This is a genomic window from Gimesia maris, assembly GCF_008298035.1.
Taxonomy (GTDB): domain Bacteria; phylum Planctomycetota; class Planctomycetia; order Planctomycetales; family Planctomycetaceae; genus Gimesia; species Gimesia maris.
Genome location: NZ_CP042910.1, coordinates 4,996,605 through 5,011,693, shown reverse-complemented (window position 1 = coordinate 5,011,693; position 15,089 = coordinate 4,996,605). Strand labels below are relative to the sequence as shown.

At 49.9% G+C, this 15,089-nt stretch carries 13 protein-coding genes; 4 read left to right on the top strand and 9 right to left on the bottom strand.

What is annotated here, in order from left to right; translation table 11 throughout:
- Positions 1 to 6: 6 nt before the first annotated feature.
- Both GmarT_RS18400 and GmarT_RS18395 read right to left on the bottom strand, forming a co-directional pair.
- Positions 7 to 3,015, bottom strand: coding sequence for a M56 family metallopeptidase (locus tag GmarT_RS18400; RefSeq protein WP_044237731.1), 3,009 nt, complete (start codon positions 3,013 to 3,015; stop codon positions 7 to 9).
- A 10-nt stretch (positions 3,016 to 3,025) separates the two neighbouring features.
- The gene (locus tag GmarT_RS18395) at positions 3,026 to 3,421 is read right to left on the bottom strand and encodes a BlaI/MecI/CopY family transcriptional regulator (protein WP_002646381.1); all 396 of its coding nucleotides are present in this window, start codon (positions 3,419 to 3,421) and stop codon (positions 3,026 to 3,028) included.
- Positions 3,422 to 3,790: 369 nt separating this feature from the next.
- On the opposite strand from GmarT_RS18395, the gene GmarT_RS18390 reads away from it, so the two are divergent.
- From GmarT_RS18390 to GmarT_RS18380, 3 genes are all read left to right on the top strand, one after another.
- The gene (locus GmarT_RS18390) at positions 3,791 to 4,174 is read left to right on the top strand and encodes a BlaI/MecI/CopY family transcriptional regulator (protein ID WP_044237733.1); all 384 of its coding nucleotides are present in this window, start codon (positions 3,791 to 3,793) and stop codon (positions 4,172 to 4,174) included.
- 11 nt (positions 4,175 to 4,185) lie between these two features.
- Positions 4,186 to 5,652: a M56 family metallopeptidase gene (locus GmarT_RS18385; RefSeq protein WP_002646383.1), complete on the top strand. Its 1,467-nt coding sequence runs from the start codon at positions 4,186 to 4,188 to the stop codon at positions 5,650 to 5,652.
- 66 nt (positions 5,653 to 5,718) lie between these two features.
- Positions 5,719 to 6,192, top strand: a complete 474-nt coding sequence (locus tag GmarT_RS18380) for a hypothetical protein (protein WP_002646384.1) — start codon at positions 5,719 to 5,721, stop codon at positions 6,190 to 6,192.
- Between the two features lie 147 nt (positions 6,193 to 6,339).
- Here GmarT_RS18380 and GmarT_RS18375 read toward each other — a convergent pair whose 3' ends face one another.
- Positions 6,340 to 7,158, bottom strand: a complete 819-nt coding sequence (locus GmarT_RS18375) for a class II glutamine amidotransferase (RefSeq protein ID WP_002646385.1) — start codon at positions 7,156 to 7,158, stop codon at positions 6,340 to 6,342.
- Between the two features lie 77 nt (positions 7,159 to 7,235).
- Positions 7,236 to 7,877, bottom strand: coding sequence for a hypothetical protein (locus tag GmarT_RS18370; protein ID WP_002646386.1), 642 nt, complete (start codon positions 7,875 to 7,877; stop codon positions 7,236 to 7,238).
- 199 nt (positions 7,878 to 8,076) lie between these two features.
- Here GmarT_RS18370 and GmarT_RS18365 point away from each other — a divergent pair, with 199 nt between their 5' ends.
- On the top strand, positions 8,077 to 9,642 hold the full coding sequence (locus tag GmarT_RS18365; RefSeq protein ID WP_149303069.1) for a sulfatase: 1,566 nt from the start codon (positions 8,077 to 8,079) through the stop codon (positions 9,640 to 9,642).
- A 54-nt stretch (positions 9,643 to 9,696) separates the two neighbouring features.
- On the opposite strand, the gene GmarT_RS18360 is transcribed toward GmarT_RS18365, so the two are convergent.
- The 5 genes from GmarT_RS18360 to GmarT_RS18340 all read right to left on the bottom strand — a co-directional run bounded on the left by GmarT_RS18360 (position 9,697) and on the right by GmarT_RS18340 (position 15,002).
- On the bottom strand, positions 9,697 to 11,265 hold the full coding sequence (locus tag GmarT_RS18360) for an alpha/beta hydrolase (RefSeq protein ID WP_002646388.1): 1,569 nt from the start codon (positions 11,263 to 11,265) through the stop codon (positions 9,697 to 9,699).
- Positions 11,266 to 11,301: 36 nt separating this feature from the next.
- Positions 11,302 to 13,305: a hypothetical protein gene (locus GmarT_RS18355; protein WP_149303068.1), complete on the bottom strand. Its 2,004-nt coding sequence runs from the start codon at positions 13,303 to 13,305 to the stop codon at positions 11,302 to 11,304.
- Positions 13,296 to 13,832 carry an RNA polymerase sigma factor gene (locus tag GmarT_RS18350; protein ID WP_002649676.1) on the bottom strand — a complete coding sequence of 179 codons (537 nt, stop codon included), beginning with the start codon at positions 13,830 to 13,832 and terminating at the stop codon, positions 13,296 to 13,298. The genes GmarT_RS18355 and GmarT_RS18350 overlap by 10 nt, the downstream gene beginning before the upstream one ends.
- A gap of 235 nt (positions 13,833 to 14,067) precedes the next feature.
- Positions 14,068 to 14,598 (bottom strand): GNAT family N-acetyltransferase, encoded by a 531-nt coding sequence (locus GmarT_RS18345; protein ID WP_002649677.1) that lies wholly within the window; start codon positions 14,596 to 14,598, stop codon positions 14,068 to 14,070.
- Positions 14,599 to 14,639: 41 nt separating this feature from the next.
- Positions 14,640 to 15,002, bottom strand: a complete 363-nt coding sequence (locus GmarT_RS18340) for a GNAT family N-acetyltransferase (RefSeq protein ID WP_149303066.1) — start codon at positions 15,000 to 15,002, stop codon at positions 14,640 to 14,642.
- Positions 15,003 to 15,089: the final 87 nt, after the last annotated feature.

Genomic DNA, 15,089 nt, shown 5'->3' with positions numbered 1-15,089 from the left:
ATTAATTTACTTTGAATTCTTCGCCGCCAGTGCTTTGTCGATTTGTTCGCTGATGATGTATTCCATAATCCGCAGGCTGACACGGGCCCCCTCTTCCGGGGAGAGTTCTTCGGATGAATCCAGGGAAATCGATAGTTTGTCAGCCGCATTCTGGATGTACATCTCGCCTAGTTCTCCATCCCAGAAACGCGGACAGAAGATCACACGACCATCCGGATCGATTAGATAAAAGCTGAGATCGAGAATGCCGCCATGATATTGAAAATTGGTGACACCTCCAGTTGGTGCGGATTGATCAATGGCGGCGTGCGTTTCAAAACCTCGGAACTGGTGGAAGGCGCGAATCTTTTCCTTGCTCGTGCCAGGGGGATAGAGTTCCAGGAAGACGACTTCTTTTTCGGCGTATTTCGTATGGAATGCCTTAATAGTCTGTTTGAGCATCTCAAGCCACTGCTGATTTTCCGCTGGAATCTGTTCAAAATCAAAATGCATCACATCGCCCAGAAATAACAGAACCACAACTTTGCCGCGGAAATCTGCGAGATTCCGTGTGTTTCCATCCACCCACTCCTGAATCTGCAGGGGAGGTGCCTGCTCAAGGAAGTTGACGAATTCTGGCGGTTCAGGTTCAGGCTCAGGAGACAGGGGGTGTATCTTCCCCGTGACATATTTCTGCCCGTCAATCTTGTTTTCATAAACGGTTCCCTCTGGAAACTGGAGTGCCAGTGTTTCTGGCTCAATCGGTTGATTGGCTTTGATGCTGACGACTTCCCAGGTTTTACAGCGCCCCTCGATAACGGGAATGGGTAGCTGTGCTAGCCTGGCCCGCTCTTCGGGTTTCAATTTATCAGACCGCTTTTGCTGTGTGGGGTAGTCCAATGTGTATTCCTGGTATTTAATCTTTACAGGATAATAGCTGTTCGCCACCTGTTTGATCTCGAGTGTCTCCAGGTGGTGACTCAAGCCAGAGATCAACTTGTTCGACGGATCAACAACCCCCCATTCAATGCGTAAAGGCAGATAGCCACGACTGGGATCGATCCAGGCTCGCATCCGCCAGCGTGTCTCCTGCGAGCGTTGAGGATAGGCGCTGAAACTGTCAACCAGAATGACGGATTGGCCGTTCATCTGGCTTCGACCTACGATCTGGTATTGATCTGAATCTTTTGACATGGAATCATCGAGTGAATACGTCGGCAATTTCTCATCCCATCGGTATGCCTTCAGACCCAACGGCGCACTGGTGTGAAGGGAAGGTATCTCCTTCAGTTGATTTCCAATCGAAGCCTGCAGGGAACTGCGTTCTTTATTCCTGCCAAACCAGTGCCTGAGGGGAGGCTGGTTGGCCTTTGACCAGGAGATGAGCTTGATCGAATCATAGTGCTGATTCAGATTCTCCGGAGGCCAGACAGGCCCTTGATCTAATTTGGGATTCTGCTGTCGTTCACTGTCGGACCAATAGGGCCAGCGCTGGTGGAATGAGGAACCATCGGTCCAGAAATAGCGTTGCTCGACTACTTTTTCTCGCAGTCGTTCCTGGATGGCTTCGGGAGTCAACTGTCGTTCAAGTTGCTGTTGCTTCAGTTGTAATGAAATATCCATAAAGCGAAATTCATCTTCACTGGGGACTTTGCCGTCCACAGTGATCTCGCTGCGATCCAGATTTGGAAACCGTTTAATCGCCTCCAGCTCAAACTGATCTCGTGTGATACAATTCATGTTCTCTTGTGATAACACTCGATAAGTCATCTCAATGGGCAGGAGATTCTGAAGATTGGCGTGGTACCCATTCAGGATCTCTTCCACAGTTGGTAATGTATCTATTGCGACTGCTGTTTCAGATTCCGTTTCTGTTTCCGTTTGAGAATGTACGGCGATAGGCGCAAAGGGGAGCAGTAGCAGTGCCAGCACTGCGATTCCTGTTTTTAATGGTCGCGAGAGGCGACAGCGAACGGAGTCACACATAATGGATTTCAACCGTTGCTCCAGAAAATGTTGTGAACCCATGCCTGTAGCCGCGGTGATCTGCTGTGATTGTGAGACGAATCCCATGGCTTTCACGAGGACTTCGGCATAAGCACGTCGCAGGTCCGGCAGTGTTTGAATGACCCAGGCATCACAGCAGGCTTCTTCCGTGATGCGAATTTCCCGACGCAGCCACCAGAGTAGCGGGTTCCACCAGTAAACTCCAGTGGCCAGCAGTTCCAGCAATCTTACCCAGTGATCGCGGCGTCGATAGTGGGCCAGCTCATGTAATAAAAGTGTTTCCCGCTCCGCCTGATTCAGTTGAGCAAGCAGTTTTGCTGGTAAGATGATGCGGGCCCGAATGCAGAACACCCAGAGCAGCGGAGAAATATTGGCTGAAATCAGTTCGACACGCGGCACCGACTTTAAGCCGATCCGTGCTGCCAGGGATGAAGTCTGTTGAATGAGGTCATGAGACGCCGGTTGAGTATGTCGTAATCGTTGCTGAAAACGAAGAATGCGAATCGCTGACAGCAGAAAACAGACGATACTTCCGGTTCCCCAAGTGAGTATAAGAGCGGTCAGGAAAGAAATCTCACGCAGCCTGTTCCACGAGAGGAAGCCGGTCATCCAGCGGGAGTCTGCTGTATGTTTACTGGAATCAGCCTGTTTATTCTGTAGATCGATTAACTTTGATTGAGCTGTGGAGTCCGATTCTGCAGGATGTTCTGACAGGTTTTTCAAAGGAGCCCGCGATTGCTGTAAAGAGGATGACTCCACAACTGATAAGAGTTCCTGCTTGTCTGAATGATTCGTGAGTGTGTCTGTCTGTTCTGTGCTCGAATTGTCTTCCACGAAAACGGCTTCCGCCGGAAACAGTTCGATTTGAGGCTGCCAGTAAGCCGGCATGATGAGCTTGACGAGAATCAGGACCAGCAGCAGATGGATAACCGCCGGGTTTTTGATCCAGCGGCGTAACAGCATGACCACGGCAAACAGGCCACCTGCAATCAATATATTACTGAGCATTCCATTCAGCAGTAGAGGCATGACCATCTCCTTATGGTTTTTTGTTTTGCTTCGCCAGATCGTCGATCAGATCCATCAGCACTTTCTGCTGCTTTCTGCTGAGATCGTGGTGTTGTGCCAACTGCGTCAGCAGTGGTGTGAGCGAGCCTTCACAGAGCGTTTCTGCAACTTCCTGCAATCGTCGCCCGACCAGATCATCGCGGTCAATCGTGGCTTCATAAGTGAATGCGATCCCCGCGGGTTCCCGTTTGACAAAACCTTTTGTTTCCAGGCGTTCCAGCAGTTTTTTTACCGTCGAGTAATAGGCGTCTACACGCTGCGGTTCCAGAATTTCTGTTATCCCGCGAATCGTGAGCGGTCCTTGACACCAAAGTACCTGCAGAACACTCAGTTCGGCTTCCGTGACATCACGCGATTTATTGGCCATGATTACCTCACCAGAACATAGGACATGCTGTCGCAGGTAAGGGTAGGACATGCTGTCTCAGGTGTCAAGATCTGCTTTGAGCAAATTGGGGAGAGCAGAACGAAATCCCGTTTTCATGAAATGTCAGCTATGGAAGTAGCACACCGGAAAACCTCGGCGTGTTGTTTTGCTGTTCTTAGTGAACCACTTATTTACCTTCAGCTATGTTCCCATTTCCTGGAGCAGGAAGTCCGGGGATGATGCTTGACTGAGAGATACCCAAAAAATATTCAGATTCCGATTGACTCTCATGCAAAATGCATTAACATCTAATGCAGAATGAATGAAAGAATGGGTTTATGCATATCCCGAAATCAACAGGAGCGGAAAGTGCCTGAAATCGATATTGATGTGACTGACACCGAAATGTCTGTACTGGAAATACTCTGGGAGCATCCGGAGGGAATTCCTGTGCGGGAGATCGTGTTGAAACTGTATGGTAGACACGAACATTCTCTGCATGGAGGAGTGAAGAGTTTTCTCGATCGCCTGCTGGAGAAAGGCCTGGTGGCCGTTGATAAAAGTGGTTTTGCGCATCGCTTTTCAGCTGTTCTGGATCGGCAGGAATTCGTAGGGCTGCAGTTAAAGAAGATGGCGGAAAGTCACTTTGGTGGTTCCCTCACACCAATGCTGCTCTCACTGGTAGATCAGGTCAAGCTGAATGAAAAACAACGAGCTTCGATCGAGAAAATCATCAAAAACATCAAAGACTAAGGAATATTCCGATGGGGTATCTGATGTATTGCCTGCTCTGGAATCTGATGTTCGTAACCGTGGCGTCGATATTGGTTTATCTGCTGGGTTTCACTCGCAGTCTCGATGAACGACCGGCATTACGGCATGCACTCTGGCTGCTGGTGTTATTAAAGTTCGTGACGCCACCTCTGTGGGCGGCTCCACTGCTCCCAGCTGTGCAGGCTAAACAGTCAATGCCGTCTGTTGAACAACAGGTGGCGGAAACAGATCGCGTGACGAAAACTCCGATCCATTCAGTTACGGAGGAATCTGCCGGGTTCTCGGTTCATCAAAGTACACGCACCAGAGTCAGGAGTCTGACCGTTTCGATGATTTCACAGATACTCGTCGGTCTAAGCTTGATTGTGACGTTCATTATGGGAGGGCTGGCGGTGATCCAATGGTCTCGTTTGAAAAAACTGTCGACCCATTTTATTGAGCCAGATCAACGCCTCGTCGAAATGCTGAAACGCGTCTGCCAATCATGTCATCTTTCGAAAACGCCAGAACTGGTTGTGGTCAACACGATTTGTTCTCCCATGTTGTGGGCAGGGTTCCGTCGTCCAACAATTATACTGCCACAGGCAATTGCAGAAACTTTAAATGAGGAACAGCTGCAACAGGTTCTGGCGCATGAAATTGGACATCTGGTTCGTAAGGACTATCTATCCGGGCTGCTGGCCTTTGGCGTCATCAGTCTGTTCTGGTGGAACCCGCTGGCCTGGCTCGCACGTCGGGAAATGTTTCTGGCAGCGGAAACCTGTTGTGATGCATTTGCGATTACGGTGACGTCCGGCTCGCGCCAGTCATATGCCAGAACACTGTTGGCTGCAGTTGACTTTACGAATCGTGACCGATCTGTGTTACCAGTCTGGGGGACACAATTTATAGAATCCCGATCTTTAGAGAGGAGAATTAAAATGGTTGCCCGTTCTCAAGTTAAAAGTGTATTAACACATTCGCATCGTGGAGTCATCGTATGCCTGGGCCTGCTGGTTCTTGTGATAGTACCCGTGCGGGCAGAAAAAATTATGATTACTCAGACAGAAAACGCGACAGAACAGGAGCAGGATATCAGAATTCAGGCTGACAGACTGCAACAGGACAAGGTAGTCGTTCCGCCTAATACCAGGTCAGCAAATTTGCCGACTATCGCGAATGTGAAACTGATTTCCTGGTCGGGTGCTGAAACATCGAGTCGAGCTTATTTCTTTGAAACAGCTCAGGCTGCAGAATCATTTGCCAATCTGGTTAAGGCATTTCAGATTGCAGACCAGTTTAAAATCGAAATTTCAGAAACAAAACCCATGCAGACCGATCAGGATAAACGGATTTGTATTATGCCGGCGAGCTACGCCAGGCAACTGGGGCTGGATGGAGATAAATATGTGTTGTTGCAAGGCACACGTGCGGCACATTCACATCTGGAAAAAGTCGTGAGTACACTGAAAAAGTGACAAAATAATGTTCTAGCCGTGTGGCGTTGAGGGAGTTTATTTTACGTATTTCAAAGGAGATGAGAGATGTTCGCTCAGAACAGAAGCAGACATGTCACGTTCCGTTTGTTACGGAGCTTTCTAACAGTTTGTGGAATCATTCTGCTGACAGGACTTCTGCAGGCACAAACAGACTCGAATTCTTCAGTTAAAGAGAAAGCGAAACCGGGGACGAGCGCATATCATCAGCCAGGTATTGCCGATGCCAGACTTGTTGTCTGGGGAGTCGATACTTCAATCAGAGCCTACTACTTCGATACCGGCCAGCAGGCAGAGTCATTCAGTCAAGCGATCAAAGAATTCCAGATTGCGACTCCTTTTCAACTTGTGGTTACGAAAGCCGAACAATCGATGGTCGATTATGACAAACAGAGAGTGGTGTCTCCCCCGAATTATGTGGAACAGATAGAGCGTAAAAACCAGGTGTTCGTATTACTGGAAGGCACGCGCAGGCAACATGCTCAAATCGAATCGGTGATGCGAACCGTCGGACGTGATTGAGGGGCTCACTTCAAAAAGACTGACGAGACGGAAAAGCCGGAGTAAAGTATCAGCTCTTTCATCGGCAGACGAATTATAACACCGACATTGATACCGCGAAGCAGAATATTCAACGTGTTCACAGAAGTTCCTCTCCATAAGAATCGTTCATGATCCCGGACTAAACTCAGTGACGGTGGATGATCCACATTCTACAGTCAGAATCGACGATTCGTGCACTTCCTCCCAGTGGTCGGTTAAATCGTCCAGTGGTTCCGAGACGACAATCACTGCGTCTTCAGGGAGAATTGCATAGGTCCCGTCCAGGTCATGCAAGGCTCTGAGGTGGCTACTGTGATACAATGTGCGCGACTGTCGATTGCTCGAATAACGAACTGCCCAGATTCGTTCACCGTCGGAGACGCAGGCGCTGAAATAGATGGCTCCTACAATCCCGGCGGCCTGGCGGGCCTGTTCGACGTGCCCTATTGTTCTCGCGAGAGCCTGGGGGGCATCGTCTTTTAAACCGAACGTCAACGCCAGGTAAAACAGGAGTTCCGAATCGGTAGAGCCTTCAATCGACAGGAACAGATCAGGGTCGACGTCAAACAGCAGCTGGCGTTTGAGCGAATGAAATTCAGGAATAGAGCCGTTATGCTGAAACAGCCAGTTCTGATAGTTGAAGGGATGGCAGTTGGTGTTCTGGACCGGTGTGCCTGTTGAAGCACGCACGTGTGAGAGGAACAGACCCGAATGAATGTGTTCGGCCAGATGCAGGAAATTGGTATCATTCCAGGCAGGGTGTGTGTCGCGATAAACGCCTGGCGTCGGATCATCGCCATACCAGCCCACGCCGAATCCATCGCCGTTCAAACTTTCCACGTTCTGCGTGGCGTGGCGGCTCTGGTCGATCAGCGAATGATTGGGGCGGGTCAGAACATCACTCAGTCTGAGCGAGGGACCGGAATAAGCGAGCCAGCGACACATGCGGGAATCTTTCTAAAACACGAATGATGTGAACTCAATGCATCTGTTCAAATGATTTGTGATGGACCCAATTAATGTCAGGGGGAAGCTGTATTCACCTCGACGTATCGTATCATCATCTCAGCCTCCTGGGTCCCGAAGGTTGAGACCACCTGTTCGAAGAGTTTTTGACGGGTACTTTTATTGGGGACTGTACCTACCAGATAAACCTGAGCTGCTGAGGAGTAATCAGTTTTGAGATCTGGATAGTTGCCAGAGGCGAGTAGCGATTCGAGTCTTTCAATTTTTTCCGTAGTCTGTCGTTGCGTCGATCGTAATTCTTCAATTAGGGCTCCCATTACGAATGCGATTGTGCTGCAGATAACCGTCAAAATAAGGGTCGCTGAAATCCAGCTTAAAATCGGGATCCAGGACCGGCTGGTGGGAGGATGTGACAGTTTTTGTTCTGGAGTTGTTTCGGGAGTAGTTTGGCTGTGGTCCCGTAATGCAACCCAGGCGAGAACTCCTAAAGCGAGAAGCAATCCGACGCCGGTTCCCTGGGTTGCCCCTAATCGAATGCCGCCAATGAAGGGATCAATTCGGGCTGCCCGCCCGGAGAAGAATACGGAATCGTAATAGTTTGGAAAGATAATGCTGATCCACAAGCTGGCGAGGCCGCCCAGTATGGCAAAAGTGACACAACTGAGTAAGACCGTCCAGAAAGATTCTTTCGCTGTCATGTATCTGGTATCCCAACAGTGAAGTGTAACGCCTGCTGATTGATTTTAATCAAACGGAAGAATCAGGGCAACAAAATACTAACGGGAACAGCGACTTGGTTAGACAGCAGCATCTGCAGACTGGTATATTAGGTGTCTTAAACCATCACTGGTTTTATTTCCCGTTCGGAGAATTCTGTATTAGAAAGATCGTCACACCATGAGTTCGCATTTAATCCGCTCACTGCGACTGGCTGTTATTTTCTGTCTTGCTCTTTTTCTCAGTGTCACCAGCTTACAGGCTGCGCGCTTTCAGAACCAGCAGGTCAAGCCTCCGAATATCGTGGTGTTTCTCGTGGATGACATGGGGGTGATGGATACGTCGGTCCCCTTTCTGACGGACTCGAAAGGACAACCGAAACGTTATCCGCTCAACGATTATTATATTACACCCAGTATGGAACGACTGGCGAAGCAGGGGATTCGCTTCAATCATTTCTACGCGATGAGTGTCTGTTCGCCGACGCGCATCTCAATCATGTCAGGTCAGAATGCCGCCCGGCACCACGCGACCAACTGGATCAACCCTCAAAAAAATAACGCCGGGCCACAAGGACCTCCTGACTGGAACTGGGCAGGATTGAAGAAAGACGACGTGACCTTACCGCGTCTGCTGGAGAAAGCCGGTTACCGTACGATTCATGTGGGGAAAGGGCACTTTGGGGCTGATGGATTTCCCGGAGCGGAACCGCTCAATCTTGGTTTTGATGTCAATATTGCCGGATCTTCATTTGGGGCACCGGGCAGTTATCATGGCATGAAGAAATTTGGCCTGGGAACCAGGCGGGCTCATCAGGCAGTCCCTCATCTGGAAAAATATCACGATACCGATATCTTTCTGACCGAAGCGCTCACAATTGAAGCCAATGCGACTCTGGCTGAAACCGTCAAAGCGGACCAGCCTTTCTTCCTGTATATGGCACATTACGCCGTACATGCCCCCTTTGATTCCGATCCTCGTTTCGCCGATCATTACAAGGACTCGGATAAACCGAAAAATGCTCAAGCCTTTGCGACGTTGATAGAAGGCATGGATAAATCGCTGGGTGATATCATGAATCAGCTGGACCAACTGGGAGTGGCGGAAAACACGCTGATCTTCTTTCTGGGCGATAACGGCTCCGATGCACCGCTGGGACATCAACACGCGGTCGCCTGTGCTGCTCCCCTGCGGGGTAAAAAAGGGGCACACTATGAAGGGGGCATGCGCGTGCCTTTCATCGCTGCCTGGGCCAAACCGGACCCGTCGAACTCTAATCAGAAGCTGCTGCCGATCCCCCAGGACGCGCTTCAGACTCAAATTGCCGCCGTCCATGATCTGTTTCCTACGATTCTCAAGGTTGCCGATGTCAAACCGCCTCAAGGTTACATCGTGGATGGTCAACCGCTCAATCAACTGCTCACAGGCCAGCCAGATAAAGCTCATCGGGATACCTTTCTGATGCATTATCCCCACTCGCCACACCGCAGTAATTACTTTACCGTTTACCGCGATGGAGACTGGAAAGTCATCTATCACTACGTACCTTCAAAAGATTCCGAAGACTCCCATTATCAGCTTTATAACCTCGCTAAAGATCCGTTTGAGCAGCATAATCTGGCGGTATCAGAGCCTAAACAGCTCAAGCGCATGATGCAGGCGCTGATGGAAAGTATGGAACAGCATGCAGCGCTCTACCCCGTCACCAAAGACGGGAAACAACCGCTGAAGCCGTTAATGCCCTGATTGTTTTGGGAAGACTGCTGAGGATTCCGTGTTCAGAAATCGTTTCCCGGCAACTCAGTCAATCAACTGGGAAAACAGGGAAGGGGCTCCAGTTGCTTGAAACTGGAGTGGCGGTAGAGTGATTTTAGCAGGGATGCGTTGACAGGCGTCTGTTGGGTTCTGTTCATTAAAGAAGTCGGTCAGGTATTTCAGAAAGCGGGGATCGAAACTCGCAGCGTGCTGGTTGGCCGCGTGAGTCCCTCCCTCGATGGTGAGCAGATGCCCGTGGGGGAAATACTTCAACAGTTCTTCCGCATTTTCAACAGGCGTCGATAAATCCAGTGTCCCATGAATGAGCAACACTGGTGTCTGGCTGATTTCAAATTGACGAAAAGCATCATCCACTACAGGCGTGGGAGTCACCTTCCGTGTGGCTGTATAAAACCAGTTGACATCACCTAACCAGCGACGGGCTGCTTCGTCCTCCAGTTCGAGTTGACGTTTATCAGTAATACCCAGACTGTGGTCAATCAATGTCAGTTGCAGGTTATATCGCTTCACCTCAGGTCGATCATCGATAATCTTCGCTGCCAGATACTGGTAATTCTGGTCATAAAGTTCCAGTACCATTTTCGGCCAGAGTTCGAGCATGTTGCGGGAATGGACGCGAGAATTCAAAATCGGTCTTGTCAGATAGTAACGAATATCATCGACGCCGATGACAACCTCAGTTGTTCCACCTCGACGCGGATGTTTGCCGCGCACGCGTACCGGCTGATTCTCCAGCCGTGTCAGCACGGTCTTTAAAGCTCCCAGTAATCCTGCTTCTGGCAGTTTGATCGTTCCGGAAGCACGGAGTTCGTTTTCGACTCGCTGGAAGACGTTCCAGATCCCGTTGGCACTGTCATAGGTATGATTGAGCGGTTCTACCCCCGACAGCAGCATGCGTTCGACCTGTTCGGGATGCTGCTTCAGGTAGGCCAGTGCCCACTGCGATCCAAAACTGCTGCCACGCAAGGCAATCTGTTTGTAACCGCAGGAACGCCGAATCGCATCGACGTCTTCAACCAGATGCAGAATATCATATCCCCGGAGATCGAACTGCAGTTTCTGACAAGTGAGAATCGAATTTTGTAAACCTGCCTTCAAGCGTGCGCCAGCCTTGTCAAATGTCAATGCTTCCAGTCGTTGACCCGGTTGCGCAAAACACAGTTCAGGCAGTTGGTGAATTCCCGGCACATGGCTGTTCCCACGCTGATTCACAATGACAACATCACGCGTCTGGTTGAAGGCGAGCATTTCAGCATATTTGTTATACCGTTTTTGCTGTAATCCTGCTGTAATCTGTTTTGCCGTCACCGCTTCTCCCGGTCCGCCGGGCAGGAAGAAAACCGGTGGCTGCCCGGTGGGCTTTCGGGCGGGGAACCGAAAATAATGCACGGTGATGTTACGACTGCTGGTAGCGGTCCGGTTTTCGGGAACCACGATCAAGGCTTCTTCTCCTTGTAGTTGTGCTCCAAACTGGCATGGCTGGATGAGACTGGTACCCACTGCAGGAGCAGTCTGCGCTGCAGTCGAAGCGGTGTTGGAAGGGATTCCGACGACGACCAGGAGTAAGAAGAATCGCGCGAATTGTACGAGCATAACGGTAACCCCGAAATGAATATAGGATCAGCAGCTTCATCCTAACGCAGAATCTTCGTTGGTACCAGAATTATCTTTACGAGGCAGGGGGGACGACAGAGTCGCATAGAGACACAGTGCCACTAACAGCATCGCGGCAAGCAGGCTGCGTTCGTAGTAGAGCCATTCGAATAACGTCAGTTGAGTCGCTCCGGGCAAACGATTCAGGCGATCGAGCGTCACCGCGGCGATCCATTTACGGTTTGCAGGTCGAAAATTGAGCGGACGCAGGTAAGATCGGACCCAGTTTAAATCGAGCCCCTCGGGAATACCATAGATCTGCATCAGTTCGACCGCATCTGAAGTTGCCAGCATTGATGCTGACACGCCTTGATACTTTTCGAATCCTCCAGCGATCTGGAAAGAGTGGGTCTGTGTGCTGTGAAACTCGCGTAGCCACTGATGGACTTGCTTGCGGTATTTCTCACGGTCGATGGGGCGGTCGATCACCTCTAATAACTGTGTCACGCGGAGGGCAGTCTCCAGCATATCGGACGTTTTGACGACCGGGTTTTCAAGAGTGACCAGTAACCGCTGCTCTAGAAAGTCCCGATCCTCAGATGAGAGTTGATTACTATCAGCCAGGGCATAGAAGACCCAGACGTTCTGATTCAGGCCATAGATTCTACGTGGTTTTCGTGGGTTGGCTTCAGGCAGTAGTGATCGTCGTTCTTCTTCCAGATCGGGAAGTGTATCAATCTGGTCGGGGCGCACGAGTCCTACCCGGAACGCACTGCCCAGAATAAAGGTTAAAAGATCTTGATCAGTGGCGATTTCGTTGTCTAAAACGGCGCGTGCGCGGGACAGATCCGGATGAAGACCTTGTTCGATCGTCCAGCGCGCGGGGATTTCCCAGTCCTGCCAGGAAAGATAGGGGTAACGACCCATCTCGAAAGATTCAACGTGGTGCAGAATACGATCTGGTGTCGCAGGCCACCAGATCTGATTGGTGAGCCACAGCAGTAACGGAACGGTGATGCAGACATAGAGTACTCCCGGTATCCATTCAGGACGTGTCACGTGCTGTGTAGCGCCCCCCTTTCTGGAGCGTCTAACATAAGCCCAAAGCACTGCAGATATTTGAACGGCAATCATGACAGCAAAAATCAACCAGCCATAGCCGCCAAAAATAGCAGGCTGGTTACCAGTTGACTTTCTAAAAGGCTGAAGAGCAATATAGAAAAGTCCAGTAGGGATGAGAAACGTAACAAATACAAGGAGCCAATGCGGGGTTTTCTGTTTCGATTGGAATGCCTCTCTCCCTCCTAAGCGAGCCATACTGAGGATCGGAAAGGGAAGTAGAATCAGCGTTCCCATGAGAAATACTGCGGCAATCAGTTTTTGATCGACGAAATGAATCTCGCTCTGTCCGATAAAAGGATTCTGCATCACCATGCTGAGCAGGCCTAAACCCATGAAACAGCAATGACCCACTAGATAGCGATTTCCCACACCGATCCTGGCAAAGCTCGTGAGGAAATATAGTAGCAGGCCGAAGGAAGCCAGCAGGAGCAGGAAGAGTAGCCACGTCGACCCGATCATCGGCAGGATGAGAACGGCTGCATATACCATGATCGCAGCGAACCTGTGGGATCTCCACCATTGCCGAACGGCTGCCTGCATTTCCCTGGCATCGCTGATGTCAGATTGATTCTCTTGCTGTACTTTGTGAATTTTTCTGGTACTGAAAAAAGTTGCCCCGACTAATAGAAATAAGCTGATCGCGGGGAGCGCCGCATAACCCAGCAGCTTCTGCGCCAGCGTTAGTGACGAAAGCTTGACCCCTCCGCCGGCAAACTTACCGCCGGTGATCAATGGCCAGGGGATGAATGTAGCAGCGACTGTCAGGACTGGATCAGCGGATTTCTGAGACACATCCTGAAGAGGTACCACACCCGCTTCGATTCGGTCGCGGATGCCTGCTTCAAATTCGTTTGCGTCAACCTGATGGGGGCGAAGTGCTGCTCTTAAGTCGGATTCAGAAACAAGTTCTACAGGCATAGCAACATCCTTCCTATTTGAGACGGGGAGACTGTTCCATCAAGCATTCGTCGCAATGTGCGGCGTGCCTGATAAAGTCGACCTTCGACCGTCTTTTCGCTGAGCGACAACAATACTGCGACTTCTTTGACGCTGGTTTCTTCCAGGTAATGCATCAGCACCACCTGACGCTGTTTGAGAGGCAGTTGATTAATGGCGCTGCGCAGCTTTTGCAGTTGGGGAGCCGGTTCCGGATCAGCAGGAGCGGCGACCGATTCGAGGGTCGTGGCTTCCACAGACACAACATGGTTTCGGCGGCGCTTGCGACTGCGGGCCCAGTTGCGATAGCGGTTGCGTGCCACACCACTCAGCCAAGGCCCAAAAACCTCAGGCTCCGACCAGAGACCGCGACAGGATTCTCGACTCAGGTACGCCTCGGCAAAGCTGTCCTGGGCAATTTCCGCAGCGTCGTTCCAGGGAGCCCCCCAGGCAGCGATCAGGCCTACCAGCGGTCCACGATAGAGTTCTATAAGTTGTGTCAGGTCCATGCTGATCCTTTCTCTATCTATGTAGTATCCGGACCTGTTGCTGATCACACAAAAAAAAGTAGAAATATTCTTGATTACAAAAAGAAATAGAACAGGTGTGTCGTACTTTGCGTTTTAGCGTGCTGGAATGAAAGTTTTGCTGAGTCGATCCATTATTTTAATGAGGTGAAAAATAGAACTTCCGTCACGCCAGAACATAACAGTTTCATTGCAGAAATGCCGGCAATTCGCTGGATTAGAAGAGGTAACCCAGCAAATCAACGGGTCCATCCGGCCAGATTTTCTTTCCCGTTTGTTTGACCATTAATTCATTTTCGAAACGCTCCCTTCCGACTCCATAATTTATGTGCTCATCAATTCTGAGCCAGGTAAGGTCGGTCGAGATGAATTGAAATCCATTTTTTTGATACAAACGATGATCATCGGCAACGAGGAACAGAAAATCGATTCCTTTCTCACTCGCCAATGCCGAAAGTTGTTCCAGTAACTCTGAAGCAATGCCTCTGTTTCTGTAACTGGTGGCAATACATAAATCTATCACTCCAAATATAGAGAACACTGAATTCCCAACTGAGATCATTCGATGGTCAATCCCCATTTGTCCAACCAGTATTTCGTCCTCAAACGCTAAAAATCTAAAATGAGGCAACTGTTTGAAATATGATCTTTCTTTCGAATCTTCGGGAAAGCAATCATTGCGCAGCCTGGTAATCTCGTCTTGAAGCTGAGGATCGATATCGTGTTCTATTTTTTCTTCAATATGCATTGCTAAACATTCTATAGTGTCTTGTTACACTACAAATACATTCACTGACATATCTCTCGCAGATGGGTACATTCAGGATCTCCTTTTACGCGGCGGAAACCCAGGCAACGATAAAAGGCATCGGCTTCCGGAGTGTCAGTACGCAGGCGCAGTTGATCGAACACACCCTGGCAGTGGTTCTGAATTTCTGTGACAAGCAGGCGTCCGATTCCTCTGCGTCGACTGTCTACTGAGACGTATAACCGTCTGACTCGACCCACGCGATCATCGTCTGTGTACGGATCGCGGTTCAGACCACATACGCCCACAACCTGCTGGTTCTGAATTGCCAGAAGCAGTATTTCGCCAGCCTGGTCAAATCGATTTGTTCCCTCTTTCCATTCCTGTTGCAGACGATCGAGCATGTGAAATCCCTCTGCTCTGGATTCGTGTGCCAGTGAATTTATCTGATAGGGATCTTTCAATTTATGTAATGTGATCAACTTGAGCCA